Annotated in this window: 14 protein-coding genes; 6 read left to right on the top strand and 8 right to left on the bottom strand. The window is 41.0% G+C overall.

Going from position 1 to position 15,014, the window contains the following annotated elements; genetic code table 11:
• The first annotated feature begins 130 nt into the window (after positions 1-130).
• Positions 131-1,603, top strand: coding sequence for an aminotransferase class I/II-fold pyridoxal phosphate-dependent enzyme (locus LCD32_RS06745; protein ID WP_224563280.1), 1,473 nt, complete (start codon positions 131-133; stop codon positions 1,601-1,603).
• A 43-nt stretch (positions 1,604-1,646) separates the two neighbouring features.
• On the opposite strand, the gene LCD32_RS06740 is transcribed toward LCD32_RS06745, so the two are convergent.
• Positions 1,647-1,766, bottom strand: coding sequence for a GapA-binding peptide SR1P (locus LCD32_RS06740; RefSeq protein WP_003212464.1), 120 nt, complete (start codon positions 1,764-1,766; stop codon positions 1,647-1,649).
• A gap of 318 nt (positions 1,767-2,084) precedes the next feature.
• Between LCD32_RS06740 and LCD32_RS06735 the strand changes: the two genes are divergently transcribed.
• Positions 2,085-2,465, top strand: coding sequence for a hypothetical protein (locus LCD32_RS06735; RefSeq protein WP_223255627.1), 381 nt, complete (start codon positions 2,085-2,087; stop codon positions 2,463-2,465).
• A gap of 327 nt (positions 2,466-2,792) precedes the next feature.
• Here the strand turns inward: LCD32_RS06735 and lpdA are convergent, their stop codons facing one another.
• The 5 genes from lpdA to LCD32_RS06710 form a co-directional block, all read right to left on the bottom strand.
• Positions 2,793-4,205, bottom strand: a complete 1,413-nt coding sequence (lpdA, locus tag LCD32_RS06730; protein ID WP_003211097.1) for a dihydrolipoyl dehydrogenase — start codon at positions 4,203-4,205, stop codon at positions 2,793-2,795.
• A gap of 4 nt (positions 4,206-4,209) precedes the next feature.
• Entirely contained in the window at positions 4,210-5,553 is a 1,344-nt protein-coding gene (locus LCD32_RS06725) for a dihydrolipoamide acetyltransferase family protein (RefSeq protein ID WP_008345100.1), read from the bottom strand.
• Positions 5,554-5,661: 108 nt separating this feature from the next.
• The gene (gene pdhB / locus LCD32_RS06720) at positions 5,662-6,639 is read right to left on the bottom strand and encodes a pyruvate dehydrogenase complex E1 component subunit beta (protein ID WP_007498597.1); all 978 of its coding nucleotides are present in this window, start codon (positions 6,637-6,639) and stop codon (positions 5,662-5,664) included.
• Positions 6,640-6,642: 3 nt separating this feature from the next.
• Positions 6,643-7,758, bottom strand: coding sequence for a pyruvate dehydrogenase (acetyl-transferring) E1 component subunit alpha (pdhA, locus tag LCD32_RS06715; RefSeq protein WP_007498599.1), 1,116 nt, complete (start codon positions 7,756-7,758; stop codon positions 6,643-6,645).
• 567 nt (positions 7,759-8,325) lie between these two features.
• Positions 8,326-8,994, bottom strand: a complete 669-nt coding sequence (locus LCD32_RS06710) for a YkyA family protein (RefSeq protein WP_041507359.1) — start codon at positions 8,992-8,994, stop codon at positions 8,326-8,328.
• A 235-nt stretch (positions 8,995-9,229) separates the two neighbouring features.
• On the opposite strand from LCD32_RS06710, the gene LCD32_RS06705 reads away from it, so the two are divergent.
• Together LCD32_RS06705 and def are read left to right on the top strand one after the other, a co-directional pair.
• Positions 9,230-9,409 (top strand): YjcZ family sporulation protein, encoded by a 180-nt coding sequence (locus LCD32_RS06705; RefSeq protein ID WP_026050085.1) that lies wholly within the window; start codon positions 9,230-9,232, stop codon positions 9,407-9,409.
• Positions 9,410-9,521: 112 nt separating this feature from the next.
• Entirely contained in the window at positions 9,522-10,079 is a 558-nt protein-coding gene (def, locus tag LCD32_RS06700) for a peptide deformylase (protein ID WP_008345111.1), read from the top strand.
• A 38-nt stretch (positions 10,080-10,117) separates the two neighbouring features.
• On the opposite strand, the gene LCD32_RS06695 is transcribed toward def, so the two are convergent.
• Positions 10,118-10,897 (bottom strand): Cof-type HAD-IIB family hydrolase, encoded by a 780-nt coding sequence (locus LCD32_RS06695; RefSeq protein ID WP_024719544.1) that lies wholly within the window; start codon positions 10,895-10,897, stop codon positions 10,118-10,120.
• A 393-nt stretch (positions 10,898-11,290) separates the two neighbouring features.
• Here LCD32_RS06695 and LCD32_RS06690 point away from each other — a divergent pair, with 393 nt between their 5' ends.
• Together LCD32_RS06690 and rnjA are read left to right on the top strand one after the other, a co-directional pair.
• Positions 11,291-11,500 carry a DNA-dependent RNA polymerase subunit epsilon gene (locus tag LCD32_RS06690; protein WP_008345114.1) on the top strand — a complete coding sequence of 70 codons (210 nt, stop codon included), beginning with the start codon at positions 11,291-11,293 and terminating at the stop codon, positions 11,498-11,500.
• 5 nt (positions 11,501-11,505) lie between these two features.
• Entirely contained in the window at positions 11,506-13,173 is a 1,668-nt protein-coding gene (rnjA, locus tag LCD32_RS06685; RefSeq protein WP_008345116.1) for a ribonuclease J1, read from the top strand.
• Between the two features lie 100 nt (positions 13,174-13,273).
• Here rnjA and ade read toward each other — a convergent pair whose 3' ends face one another.
• On the bottom strand, positions 13,274-15,004 hold the full coding sequence (gene ade, locus LCD32_RS06680; RefSeq protein WP_224563278.1) for an adenine deaminase: 1,731 nt from the start codon (positions 15,002-15,004) through the stop codon (positions 13,274-13,276).
• Between the last annotated feature and the right edge of the window lie 10 nt (positions 15,005-15,014).

Below are 15,014 nucleotides of genomic sequence, written 5' to 3'. Positions count from 1 at the left end.
GATCAGAATCCGATTGATTTTATGCTTTACATTCCGATCAGTTCATAATATAATTCTTTTGTTTTATGCAATGAAATCTGCTGTTATTGGGATAATAATAGCAGGTATTTCGATGAAGGTGGGAAAGCAATTGTCACAACATGATACACCCTTATACACTGGACTAAAAAAACACGCTTCAACCAATCCAGTCCAATTTCACATTCCAGGCCATAAAAAAGGAGCCGGAATGGACCCTGAATTTAGAGCATTCATTGGAGACAATGCATTAAGCATTGACCTTATTAATATAGAACCTCTTGATGATTTACATTCGCCTCGAGGAATGATCAAAGAAGCACAGGAGCTTGCAGCAGAAGCATTTGGTGCCGACCATACGTTTTTCTCTATACAAGGAACAAGCGGCGCGATCATGACAATGGTGATGACCGTCTGTGGTCCTGGAGACAAAATTATTGTTCCACGTAATGTCCATAAGTCGATTATGTCTGCTATTGTATTTTCTGGTGCAGTACCTGTTTTTATTCACCCGGAAATTGACAAAGAGCTTGGCATCTCTCATGGCATCACGCCAGAGTCAGCTAAAAAAGCGCTGACTAAACACCCAGATGCGAAAGGGCTGCTTGTGATTAACCCAACGTATTTTGGCATTTCAGCTGATTTAAAAACCATTGTAGACATTGCTCATTCATATGACGTACCTGTTCTTGTAGATGAGGCACATGGTGTGCATATTCATTTTCACGATGAGCTTCCATTGTCTGCGATGCAGGCGGGAGCTGATATGGCAGCAACAAGTGTGCATAAACTTGGTGGCTCTCTCACCCAAAGCTCGATTTTAAATATAAAAGAAGAGCTTGTTTCAAAGGATCGAGTACAATCTATTTTAAGCATGCTGACAACTACGTCTACTTCTTATTTACTTTTAGCCTCCCTGGATGTCGCTAGAAAGCGATTAGCGACTGAAGGAAAGGCACTTGCAGATGAAGCCATTCGATTAGCTGAATCAGCAAGAACTCGTTTAAACGAAATTGAAGGTATTACTTGTATTGGTCAAGAAATTCTCGGTTCACCTTCTACTTACGATTATGACCCAACAAAATTAATCATCTCCATTAAAGACCTTGGACTCAATGGCCATGATGTGGAGAAATGGCTAAGAGAAAGCTACCGAATTGAAGTAGAGCTCTCTGACCTATACAACATTTTATGTATCGTGACGCCTGGCGATTGTGATGAGACGATTGATACACTTGTAACGGCTATGAAGGAAATTGCGGCCACCTCTGCACGTCAAGGCGGCAAACAAGCCGTGACAGAAGTGTTACTGCCTGAAATCCCTTCGCTTGCGATGACGCCCCGTGACGCTTTTTACGCAACAACGGAAGTCATTCCATTTAAAGAAGCGGCTGGCCGGATCATTGCAGAATTTGTCATGGTTTATCCGCCTGGTATTCCTATTTTTATACCAGGAGAAATCATCACAGAAGAAAATATCTCCTATATCTTTAAAAATATCGAAATCGGTCTTCCTGTTCAAGGACCAGAAGATTCCACACTAGATATGATTCGTGTCATTAAAGAACAAAAAGCCATTTTATAAAAAAGAAACATGCAGCCCCAATTGGAGCTGCATGCTTTTTTATTTATTCAGAGGCTTCATCACAGCAATGACAGTGACCACATGTTCCATAAAGTGTTGTCACTTTTTCATTTTCAAATTGATCAATGGTTTCATTGCAATCTTGACAAATAATTGTACCCACTTGTACATTCCCCTTTTCTTTACTCAAAGTTTGAAAGCGTTTAATCTATTTCATATCTCTATAATATGATGTCACATTTAAGTTGTCAACGGTTAATTGTATGACACAATTAATCATTTTTTATAAAAATATGTTTTTTTCTCATCATATTGAGGAAACGTTTCAAATGTATTTTGCTTCATATCAATTCTGTAACAATTGAGTAACAATCGAAAATTGTCAAAAAGGACGTGATACACTAGAGTGACTAACAGGGAACTGGCTCCTAAAAATGTTGGTACAACCCCAAAGGATTTTGAGGTGAATAGATTGAATTTTATGAGGACCCTTCTCATTATATTCCCTATGCTCTTTGTACTTAGTTCATGCTCATTTGCGTATATCATACCGAATCAGACAGACCAGGTCAGTCATATTCAAAAGCCAAGAATTCTCTTTTTTACTGATGCAGAAAATCTTGATAAAGAAAGTCCTTATTATGACGCAGTGCTCGATTTAAAAAATGAATATCCGAAGGAAATGTCCAAGATGATTGTCAAAGAAGATCGTAAAGGCTGGAAAAATGAAGTAGACGAACTGCCGGCTATTTTACTTGTCAATAATGAAAAGGTCATTGTGAAGGTGGAAGGTAATGTCCGAAGTAAAGAGGATATCTTATCACCCATATGCCAAGCATTAGATCGAGTGAATACAAATTAACGGTTCGACTTTGCACTTATATATCCATATGAAAAAAGCCCTCAGCTCATGAGGGTTTTTCGTTTTCAGCGAGGTTTCACATACATAAAAAAACCCTCTCCGTGTGGAGAGGGCTTCAGCGTGTAGACCAACCCTCGCATTCTTTGTCAGCCCTGCGTGCTGGTGCTCACGAATGTCAAATTCGCTCCGCTCCAGTACTCGTCCTTCCTAGGGCTGCAAAGGTTTTCTATCGCGCTGAAAAGAAGACAAAGGGCTAAAATCAAGTTCATTTTAGCCCTTTGTCAACAATCTGAAACCCTCTCCGTGTGGAGAGGGTTTCAACGTTCATTATTTTACGATATGGATTGGGCTTCCGATTGCTACTTCAGCCGTTTCCATTGTGATTTCACCTAAAGTTGGGTGAGCGTGAATTGTCATTGCGATATCTTCAGCTGTCACACCAGCTTCAATTGCAAGGCTAAGCTCTGAAATCATATCAGAAGCGCCAACACCTGCAATTTGTGCACCGATCACAAGACCATCCTCTTTACGAGTGATCATCTTCATGAAGCCATCAGTTGCATCAAGAGAAAGTGCACGTCCGTTTGCTGCGAATGGGAATTTCGCTGCAACGATATCGATTCCTTCTTCTTTTGCTTCTGCTTCAGTGTATCCAACAGTTGCAAGTTCTGGCTCAGAGAATACAACAGCAGGAATACCAAGGTAATCAATTTCAGCTGGCTCTCCAGCGATTGCTTCAGCAGCAATTTTACCTTCGTAAGAAGCTTTGTGTGCAAGTGGTGGTCCATCAACGATGTCACCAATTGCATAGATGTTTGAAACGCTTGTACGGCATTGTTTGTCAGTTTTGACAACTCCGCGGTCTGTCAATTCAACACCAACTTGCTCAAGACCAAGCTCATCTGTGTTTGGACGACGACCAACAGTCACAAGTACGTAGTCAGCATCGACAGTTTTTTCTTCACCTTTTACTTCGAAAGTAACAGTGACACCGTCAGATTTTTCTTCAACGCCTTTTGCAAGAGCGTTTGTGTGAATTTCAACGTTTCCTTTTTTCTTCAGGTTACGTTTCACTAATGAGCTCATTTGCTTTTCAAAACCTGGAAGGATTTCGTCTCCACCTTCAAGGATGACAACTTCTGTTCCAAAGTTCGCATAAGCAGTACCAAGCTCAGTACCGATGTATCCACCACCGATGACAACTAACTTTTTAGGTACTTCTTTAAGCGCTAAAGCACCAGTTGAGTTGATCACGCGGTCTGTGTATTTAAATGTAGGCAATTCGATTGGACGAGATCCAGTTGCAAGAATTGCATTTTTAAATGTATAAGTCTGCGCTGAATTTTCATCCATGACACGTACAGAGTTGCTGTCTACGAAATAAGCTTCACCTTTGACGATGTCTACTTTATTTCCTTTTAGAAGACCTTGAACTCCACCTGTTAATTTGTTTACAACAGAAGCTTTCCACTCTTGAACTTTTGTGAAATCAACTGTTACGTTTTCAGCTTTGATACCCATGTCTTCAGAATGCTTTGCATTCTCGAAACGATGTCCAGCATTGATCAATGCTTTTGAAGGGATACAGCCGACGTTTAGACATACGCCGCCAAGTGTTCCTTTTTCAACGATTGTTACTTTTTGTCCTAGCTGTGCAGCACGAATAGCAGCTACATATCCACCAGGACCTGCACCGATGACAAGAGTATCTGTTTCGATTGGGAAATCTCCTACTACCATGAATTTACGCCTCCATTAAAATTAATTGTGGATCATTCAATAAACGCTTGATGTGGTTAAGGGCATTTTGCGCAGTAGCTCCATCAATCATACGGTGGTCAAAGCTTAGGGAAAGAGCTAAGACTGGAGCTGCAACGATTTCGCCATCACGAACAACCGCTTTTTCAGCGATACGGCCAATACCAAGGATCGCTACTTCTGGGTGGTTAATGACTGGAGTAAACCATTGTCCACCAGCAGAACCGATGTTTGTGATTGTGCAAGATGCACCCTTCATTTCAGCTGGAGCCAATTTACCATCACGTGCTTTTGTTGCAAGCTCGTTGATTTCGTTAGATACTTCGAAAATCGCTTTGCGATCTGCATTTTTCACAACTGGAACAAGCAAGCCTTTTTCAGTATCAGCTGCAATTCCGATGTTGTAGTAATGCTTTTGAACAACTTCATCTGTTTTATCATCGATAGAAGTGTTAAGTACTGGGTACTTTTTCAAAGCAGAAGTTAGAGCTTTTACAACGTAAGGCAAGTAAGTTAACTTGATTCCTTGATCAGCTGCAACTTGTTTGAATTGTTTACGATGTGCAACAAGGTTTGTTACATCAACTTCATCCATTAATGTTACGTGAGGAGCTGTGTGCTTAGAGTTCACCATTGCTTTCGCGATCGCTTTGCGGATTCCGCTCATTTTCTCGCGAGTTTCTGGGAATTCTCCTTCTAGAACTGGAGCTGCTGCCGCTTTTGGAGCCGCTTCTTCTTTCGCACTTTCAGCTGCTTGAGGTGCTGCTTCTTGAGTTGCTGCAGAACCGCCATTAAGGAAGCTGTCGATATCTTCTTTTAGCACGCGGCCATTTTTACCAGTACCTGCAACTTTGTAAATTTCAACGCCTTTTTCACGCGCATATTTACGTACAGATGGCATAGCAATAACGCGTTTGTTAGGATCAGCATCTACTTGCTCTTGTGCGCCAGCACCAGTTGCTGCTGCCGCTTCTTCTTGAGCAACTTCTTTCTTTTCAGGCTCGTTACCAGCTTCAGCAGTACCTTGTACTTGAGCTTCAGTTTTCGCTTCGCCTTCTTCTTCGCTGCCTTTAAATTGAAGATTTTCGTAACCAGGTGCATCAAACGTAATGATTGTTTGTCCTACAGTTGCAACTGTTCCCTCTTCAACTTTTAATTCTAATACTTTTCCTTTAACAGGTGAAGGAATTTCTACAACTGCTTTATCATTTTGTACCTCTGCTAAAACGTCATCTTCATTGATTTCGTCGTTTGGTTTTACAAACCACTTAACGATCTCACCTTCGTGGATACCTTCTCCGATGTCCGGAAGTTTAAATTCAAATGCCACTGTTTTTCGCCTCCTAGATTATGTTAAACCCTTGTTCTGTCAACATTACACGGTCATGTAATTGATAAAGGGGAAGAGAAATAAATTCTTTTCCCCTCTGTCATTTAATTAAAATTCAAGAACTTTCTTAGCTGTTTCAAGCACGTCTTTATGGTTTGGAAGCCATACGCTCTCAGCTTGAGAGAAAGCAAATACAGTATCAGGTGCAGCTACACGAAGTACTGGTGCTTCTAGGCTAAGAATTGCTCTATCATTGATTTCAGCTACTACGTTTGCTGCAATACCAGCTTGTTTTTGTGCTTCTTGAACAACGATCGCACGACCTGTTTTTTCAACAGAAGCGATGATTGTTTCAATATCAAGCGGGCTCACTGTACGAAGGTCAACGACCTCAGCAGAAACGCCTTCTTTTTCAAGTTCTTCAGCAGCTTTAAGTGATTCGTGAACCATTGCACCGTAAGTGATGATTGAAAGGTCAGAACCTTCACGTTTCACGTCAGCTTTACCGATTTCAATTGTGTACTCTTCTTCAGGAACTTCCTGACGGAAAGAACGATAAAGTTTCATATGCTCAAGGAATACAACCGGATCGTTGTCACGAATTGCAGAAATTAATAGTCCTTTTGCATCGTAAGGTGTTGAAGGAATAACAACCTTGATACCAGGCTGTTGTGCAATAAGACCTTCTAAGCTATCAGCGTGAAGCTCAGGTGTGTGAACTCCTCCGCCAAATGGAGAACGGATTGTCACTGGAGAATGCCAGCGTCCACCAGAACGGTAACGCATACGAGCCATTTGTCCAGAAACAGAATCTAATACTTCGTAAACGAATCCGAAGAATTGAATTTCCATTACTGGGCGGAATTCTTGTAGTCCAAGGCCAATTGCAAGACCGCCAATACCAGATTCAGCAAGTGGAGTATCGAATACACGATCCTCACCAAACTCTTTTTGCAATCCTTCAGTCGCACGGAATACGCCGCCGTTTTTACCAACGTCTTCTCCGAAAACAAGAACGTTTTCGTCATTTTTCAGTTCTGTGCGTAACGCATCAGTGATCGCTTGAATCAATGTCATTTGCGCCATGGCTTACTTCGACTCCTTCTGTTTGTAGATTTCAAGCTGTTCAACCAAGTTAAATGGTTTCACATCGTACATGTTTTCAATCAAATCAGTGACTTTCTGCTTAGGCTGTTCGTCAGCTTCTTTGATTGCTTGTTTGATTTGTTCTTTTGCATCTTCGATGACTTTATTCTCTTCTTCTTCAGACCAAAGGCCTTTGTTTTCCAAGAATTTGCGGTAGCGTACCAATGGATCTTTTTGCTCCCACTCATTTTCATCTTCTTTTGTACGATATCTTGTTGGATCGTCACCAGCCATTGTATGTGGGCCGTAACGGAATGTAAGAGTTTCAATTAATGTTGGACCTTCACCATTTACAGCACGCTCACGAGCTTCTGCAGTCGCTGCGTATACAGCTAATGCATCCATACCGTCAACTTGTACGCCTACGATACCAGCTGCAGCTGCTTTTTGTGCAATCGTTTGTGCAGCAGATTGCTTTTCAACAGGTGTAGAGATCGCATATCTGTTGTTTTGGACAACAAAAATCGCTGGCGCTTTGTAAGCCCCTGCAAAGTTAATACCTTCGTAGAAATCACCTTGTGAAGCTCCACCATCACCAGTGTAAGTGATTGCAACAGCATTTTTACCGCGCTTTTTCAAACCAAGAGCTACACCAGCAGCTTGAATGATTTGTGCACCGATAATGATTTGCGGAGAAAGTGCATTCACATCTTCAGGCATTTGGTTTCCAACAAAGTGTCCACGAGAGAACAAGAATGCTTTTGTCAGTGGAAGACCGTGCCAGATTAATTGTGGTACATCACGATATCCTGGAAGAATGAAATCTTCTTTCTCAAGTGCAAAGTGAGTTGCAAGCTGAGAAGCTTCTTGTCCAGCTGTTGGCGCATAGAAGCCAAGACGTCCTTGACGGTTCAATGAAATTGAACGTTGATCTAATACACGTGTAAACACCATACGGCGCATTAATTCTTTTAATTGGTCATCTGAAAGATCTGGCATTGCCGCTTCGTTTACGACTTCGCCTTTTTCGTTTAAAATTTGGAACGTTTCAAACTGCTTTTTGATGGCATCGAATTGCTTTTTGCTATCAACAATTGCTTTTTTTGTTTTTGCAGCCATTCTAAAGTCACCTCTTCCTTTCTTTTAACAGTCAATTTGTCGTGAATCCATTTATACATACAGATATAGGATAACCCAAAATGCTCATATGACTCCTGTATATAATAGCCACAAAGATCATTGTCGAAACATTGGATGATCGCTTGCTTTTGAGTTTTTCTAACTGTATTAACGATAGTTCACAAAAAACTAATACAACTTCTGTTAACAAGGAATAGTTTACAACAAGAAAAATAGTCCGTCAATTGATTTAACGGCTTTATTTAAATAAATGTATTCGCTTTACTTTTTATGGTGACCTGTATCAATCTGTTTAATCAACAGCACAAACTGTACTAGTATAGAGTGGATCACTGTACTACAATAGCACATGTTTGTTTTTGTCGAAAAATAAAAAAAGAGCTATTTTCAGCTCTTTTGATCGTGATGGACAAAGGGCTAAAATGAACTTCATTTTAACCCTTTCTCTTCTTTTCAGTTTGACATCTTGGAAAAACGAGTAACGACACGCAGGCACTTTGTGAGTAGCAGCGATAAACAGAGCTAGCAAATATGCAAGTACTGTTTTTAACTGTTTTGTGATTCTTTCTGAGCTGTTTTGTATAAAGCTTGTTTATATTCGTTCAATTGATCTGTATATTGATTGAACTTCTTGCTTTCTTTTCTCACTTTACTATAGGAACGATTGACTGTTTTCAGTTTGGATTTCAGTTCGGCGTATCCTAAGTCTTTTCTTTTTAAGGATTCATACAAGTGCTTGTCTTGTTTCAGCGCCTTTTGATACTCACGGTAAAGCTGATCATACGATGCATATCTTTTTTCAATTGATTTGACTGTTTGTTCTGCTTTGTCTTTTACTTCCGCATCTTTTATCTGTCCAGCGAATTCCTTTACAGATTGAAATTCTTTTTTCGATTGATCCATGCTGTCTTTTTCTGTTTTTAAATGTTCTTCACGCTTTTCTGCCGATGCTAATGCTTGATCAGACAAGTTTGAGACTGTTTTTGTGTGGTCTTTTGTTGTTTGAATCATTTTTTTATACAACTGCTGTTCTTTTTTCTCATAGCTTTGCAGTGCGCCTTGTTCTTTTTCAAAGGATGCTTCTTTTTCGCTCATTTTCGTCATGGCATCTTGCATCTCATAAAGCGGATTTTGACCTCCGCAGCCCGCAAGCAAGAGGGTGCATATCCCCGCTAAAGTTGCACCTGCTTTTATTCTTCTTTTCATCTGTTTCAATTACAAGGTCCCCCTTTACATCTCCACATACCACTATAATTTTTCAGGGCGGTTGTGACAAGGAAAGAGGTTGGTTTTTTGAGGGGAAAGAAGATTTTTTTCATGCTCTAGGCTCATGACTATACAAATAGTGCATTCATACATAGTTTATATTACACGCTTCGCCTTCACTTATGAGAGGCCGAGTGTATTTCCAAAGGAGGTCAAAAGTATGTCTAATTATAGTCATGGAAGTATGTATGGTGGATACGGCGGTTACGGTTATGGATACGGCGGCGGTTGTTGCTATCCAAGTTATGGTGGTGGATACGGTTGCGGTTACGGTGGTGGACGTACATTCGCTTTAATCGTCGTCCTATTCATTCTATTGATCATTGTTGGCGCAGCATTCTTAGGCGGCGGTGGCTGCTGCTAATGGCTGAATAAGCCTCTGACCGGTCTCATACGACCGGTCTTCTTTATTTCATTGCATATGTCGTGTATCATTTTATATACTTTACATACAAAGGAAATAGGAGTGAAGTTTTGTGATTACCATGGATGATATCGTACGAGACGGGCATCCCGTCTTAAGACAAACAGCTGAAGCGGTCGAACTCCCGCCAACAGAAGAAGAAAAACAGCAATTAGCTGACATGATTGAATTTGTCAAAAACAGTCAGGATGCAGACATTGCTGAAAAATATGAACTTAGACCCGGTGTTGGCCTAGCAGCTCCGCAAATCAATATCAGTAAACGAATGATCGCTGTTCACTGTGAAGACGAGGGCGGAGAACTTTACAGCTATGCATTATTCAATCCTCGCATTGTTAGCCATTCAGTCAAAAGAGCTTATTTAGCTACTGGAGAAGGCTGTTTATCTGTTGATGAAGCCATCCCTGGATTCGTCCCGCGCTATGAAAAAATCAGGGTGAAAGGTACAACGCTTGAAGGTGAAGACATTGATATTCGCCTCAAAGGGTTTCCGGCCATCGTTTTTCAGCATGAAATTGACCACTTAAATGGCATTATGTTTTATGATCATATTCAAAAAGATCATCCATTCGCCGAGCCAGACAACGCGGTTGCGATCGGCAGATCATAATAAAAAAACAAGACCCGTCCATCAGCGGGTCTTGTTTTTTATTCATCAATAAGGCCTAATTCAGTCACAGCGTGGAATATGCCATCCTCATCTACAGGTTTGGTGACAAAGTCAGCTAATGTTTTTAATTCATTGACTGCATTCCCCATCGCAACACCTGTTCCAACAAACGAAATCATTTCTCGATCGTTCAGCCCGTCACCGAAGGCAATTGTGTCCTTTTGATCGTACGGAAGTCTTTCAATGACTCGTTTAATTCCTTCAGCCTTTGATCCACCTTTTGGCAGGACATCAGTAGACAGCTCATGCCACCTGACGAGATCAATTTCTTCACGGAACGCTTCATATAGATGTTCCTCTTCTGCTTTACAAAATAGCAGCATTTGATAAATGACGTTTTCTTTAAAGAATGACAAATCGTGCTCGGGATGCTCTGTTTTTAAAGTACCAATCCCTTCATGGATAAATGGATGGTTCGGCACAGACGCCTTCATCGTCTTCTCTCCCATGAAAACAAGCGGATGATCATGTTGATCCGCTGTTTCATAAATTTTATCCATCAGCTCTTGCTTAAGCGGATTGCCGTAAATGACTTCTCCTTCGTACATGACATACTGACCGTTATAAGCAATAAATGAGTCAAGCCCTATTTCTTCTAAAATAGGCTGAATGAGAAAAGGCGAACGGCCAGATGCAATGAAGAGATGATGCCCTTTTTCTTTTAATAAACGAACAGCTCGCTTCGTTGATTCAGGTATTTTTTTATCATGGTCATATAAAGTACCGTCGATATCAAAGAAGATGACTTTTTTATTCATATCTCGTCTCCTGTCTCTTGTTATGTATACCCTCTCCCCTTCATCATACAGAAAGATCTTCACTGACGAAACCACTTCCTCTTAAAACGCCCATTTCCCACATATAACCATGTAACATTAAGTGGAAACATCATATAATACAAGTATATAGAGAGAACGGAACAAATGGCTGAATGAACTCATACCGAAAGGAGGCGATCCGCGATGCTTCGTCGTCTGCGCAAGAAAATTCGAAGACAATGGAAGGACATGCTTCGTAAAAAATCGATTGCTTAAAAGGATCTTCCGCACATTTGCTGAAGGTCCTTTTTTCTCTGAGACTTTTCTTATGCGCGTTTTTTTAATATAATAGAATAAGCGAGTGTAACATACGGTATTTAAGGAGAGATTTGGATGATATATAAGGTATTTTTTCAGGCAAGTACGACTGAGGTACCTGTGAGAGAACACACAGATTCACTATACGTTGAAGCGGTTTCTGAAAGAGACGTACGCGATAAGTTGAAAAAACATAACTACAATATTGAATTCATTCAGCCTGTAGACGGTGCTTTTTTAGACTATGAACGAGAAAGTGAAAATTTTAAAGTATTGGAGCTATGAGAGGAATGAAATTTGTAAAAAACGATCAGGCGGCAGTTTTTGCGCTCGGCGGATTAGGCGAGATCGGTAAAAACACGTATGGCGTTCAATTTCAAGATGAAATCATTTTGATTGATGCTGGTATTAAGTTCCCTGAAGATGAACTTCTAGGAATTGATTACGTCATCCCTGACTATACGTATTTAGTTAAAAACGAAGATAAAATCAAAGGTCTTTTTATTACTCATGGACATGAAGACCACATCGGCGGTATCCCTTATCTTCTCAAGCAAGTGAATATTCCAGTTTACGGAGGCAAACTCGCAATCGGCCTACTTCGTAACAAATTGGAAGAGCATGGTCTATTAAGACAGACCAAACTTCACATCTTTGAAGAAGAAGATACGATCAAATTTAGAAAAACAGCTGTGTCTTTCTTTAGAACGACGCACAGTATCCCAGATTCTTATGGAATTGTCGTGAAGACACCTCCTGGTAACATCGTACATACAGGCGATTTCAAGTTTGACTTTACTCCTGTTGGCGAGCCTGCCAATTTAACGAAAATGGCTGAGATCGGGAAAGAAGGCGTTCTTTGTCTTCTATCTGACAGTACAAATAGTGAAATTCCAGAATTTACGATGTCCGAAAGACGTGTAGGTGAAAGCATTGATGACATCTTCAGAAAAGTAGATGGTCGTATTATCTTTGCTACATTTGCATCTAACATTCACAGACTTCAGCAAGTTATCGAGTCAGCTGTTGCCAACGGCCGAAAAGTCGCTGTGTTTGGGCGTAGCATGGAGTCTGCCATTGATATTGGACAAGAGCTCGGATATATCAAATGTCCAAAAAACACGTTCATTGAACACAATGAAATCAACCGCCTTCCAGCAAACAAAGTAACCATTCTTTGTACTGGTAGTCAGGGCGAACCGATGGCCGCTCTTTCTCGTATTGCCAACGGTACGCACCGCCAGATTTCAATTAACCCTGGAGACACTGTTGTCTTCTCGTCTTCTCCGATCCCAGGTAATAATATTAGCGTAAGCCGTACCATTAACCAGCTTTATCGTGCTGGTGCTGAAGTCATTCATGGCTCACTCAATAATATTCATACCTCTGGACACGGCGGGCAGGAAGAACAAAAGCTGATGCTCCGTTTAATTAAACCTAAATTCTTCATGCCGATTCACGGTGAGTACCGCATGCAAAAAACGCATATTAAACTTGCGAATGATTGCGGAATTCCTGAGGAAAACTGCTTTATCATGGATAACGGTGAAGTTCTTGCACTGAAAGGTGACGAAGCAAGTGTCGCTGGCAAAATTCCATCAGGCAACGTGTATATCGACGGTAGCGGTATTGGTGATATCGGCAACATCGTGTTAAGAGACCGCCGCATTCTTTCAGAAGAAGGTCTTGTCATTGTTGTTGTCAGCATGGATATGAAAGAATTCAAAATTTCTGCAGGTCCTGATTTAATCTCAAGAGGTTTTGTCTACATGAGAGAATCTGGAGACCTCATTAATGACGCGCAAGATCTCATTTCAAAGCATCTTGAAAAAGTAATGGAACGCAAGACGACTCAATGGTCAGAAATTAAGAACGAGATTACTGACACTCTTGCTCCTTTCCTTTATGAAAAAACAAGACGCCGCCCAATGATCTTACCGATTATTATGGAAGTGTAATGACGTACAGGGAGACACAGCCAATTGGCTGTGTCTCTTTTTTATGCGCAATAAAAAAAACCCGCATATCTTTACGATACGTGCGGGTTCAGTCATTGTTTTACGATTGAATCGGGAGATGCTGAAAACTTCTCACATCAAACAATCCTTGTGTTGTCATTTTCACATCAGGAATGACTGGCAGTGCCAAGAAGGATAATGTCAAAAACGGATTAAAGTCTAAGACAAAGCCTGTTTCCTTTAAAGCATCATGAAGTGCATGAAGGCTTTCATTGACCGTATGTGCAGGTTGATCTGATAATAAACCGGAAATCGGTAATGGAAGCGTATGAAGAACTTCTCCGTCTTTTACAACGGTCAAACCGCCCCCTGCTTCTTTTAACGTCTCAATGGCTTTGATCATATCAGCATCATTTGTTCCAACGGCAATTAAGTTATGCGAGTCATGGGCAACTGTTGTTGCAATTGCCCCCTCTTTTAAGCCGAATCCGCTGACAACCCCTATCCCAATTTCAGATAGACCTTTGTGGCGTTCGACAAGCACTATTTTTAATACATCTCGATCAATATCACTCGTAAATTGTCCATCGCTTCCAGAAGGAGATATTTTTTCTAATTTCGTTTCAAGCTGATTCGGTATAATGCGAATGACATTCATCTTTTGGTGATCTGTTATAGGCAGCGTTAGATCTTTCTCTTGAACGTCCACTGCATGTACCGATTGCATGAGCGAAGAATTTGGCGTGATCTTGTCGACACTTGGCAAATATTCTCCATGTTCAGAGACCAATTCTCCTGCGATAAAGACGCTTGTAATTCCTACCTCATGTAAGTCAGAAATGAGCATAAAGTCCGCGTCAAAGCCTGGTGCAATCGCTCCCTTTGTTTTAAGACCGAAACACTCCGCTGCGTTTAAACTTCCCATTTGATATGCTAAAAAGGGGTCCAATCCTTCTTGTATCGACATCCGTACTTGTTCATCAATACTTCCTTGAGCCATTAAATCATCTAAATGTTTATCATCCGTACAAAAGAAAAAGCGTCTCGCATTCTTCTCATTGACAGCAGGTAATACGTTTTTCACGTTTTTAGCAACAGAGCCTTCTCTGAGCATGACATACATGCCTCTTTTGACACGTTCAAGGGCCTCTTGAGCTGTTGTCACCTCATGATCCGTTTGGACATTAGCTGTTCGGTACACATTAATTAATCGGTCCGTTAATCCTGCTAGATGGCCATCAATGAGTTTATGTTCATGTTGAGCATCAAGCAGTTTTTGAAGCATATCTTCTTCCGCTTGTTCAACCGCGACATAATCCATCACTTCGGCAAGACCAAGCACTTCTTTCTCCTGATAAAGAGGCTTTAAATCTTTTGCTTTTAGTGTAGCACCTGATCGTTCAAAGCTGACTGCCGGTACACAGGATGGCAGCATGAAATATATATTTAAAGCAGCTTTTCTCGCTTCTTCGAGCATAAAACGGATACCTGCAACACCGGATACATTGGCAATTTCATGCGGGTCTGTTACAACAGTTGTCACGCCGTGAGGAACGACAGCTTTGGAAAATTCAGCAGGAGTCACCATCGAGGATTCGATATGAACGTGGCCGTCAATGAAACCGGGAACAAGCATTTGACCTGTTGCATCCAGCTCCTGTTCTCCCTCATACTCCCCAATTCCTACTATTTTTCCATTTTCAACAGCGACATCAGCGTCTATCCATTCCTGGTTAAACACGTCCATAACCTTCGCATGTTTAATCACTAGGGCTGCTTTTTTTCTCTTTGCAGCTACCTCAATTTGATGTCTGAAAAGCTCCTTATCCAACGACACTGCC

The sequence above is a fragment of the Bacillus sp. RSS_NA_20 genome (assembly GCF_020165915.1).
GTDB classification, from domain to species: domain Bacteria; phylum Bacillota; class Bacilli; order Bacillales; family Bacillaceae; genus Bacillus; species Bacillus altitudinis.
The sequence above is the reverse complement of the archived record's forward strand: the minus strand, read 5'-3'. Positions and strand labels throughout refer to the sequence as shown.

Coding starts and splice junctions, on each gene's coding strand:
- LCD32_RS06735 (WP_223255627.1), top strand. CDS start 2,085: ATGAGGACCCTTCTCATTATATTCCCTATGCTCTTTGTACTTAGTTCA.
- lpdA (WP_003211097.1), bottom strand. CDS start 4,205: ATGGTAGTAGGAGATTTCCCAATCGAAACAGATACTCTTGTCATCGGT.
- pdhB (WP_007498597.1), bottom strand. CDS start 6,639: ATGGCGCAAATGACATTGATTCAAGCGATCACTGATGCGTTACGCACA.
- pdhA (WP_007498599.1), bottom strand. CDS start 7,758: ATGGCTGCAAAAACAAAAAAAGCAATTGTTGATAGCAAAAAGCAATTC.
- LCD32_RS06705 (WP_026050085.1), top strand. CDS start 9,230: ATGTATGGTGGATACGGCGGTTACGGTTATGGATACGGCGGCGGTTGT.
- LCD32_RS06695 (WP_024719544.1), bottom strand. CDS start 10,897: ATGAATAAAAAAGTCATCTTCTTTGATATCGACGGTACTTTATATGAC.
- LCD32_RS06690 (WP_008345114.1), top strand. CDS start 11,291: ATGATATATAAGGTATTTTTTCAGGCAAGTACGACTGAGGTACCTGTG.
- rnjA (WP_008345116.1), top strand. CDS start 11,506: ATGAAATTTGTAAAAAACGATCAGGCGGCAGTTTTTGCGCTCGGCGGA.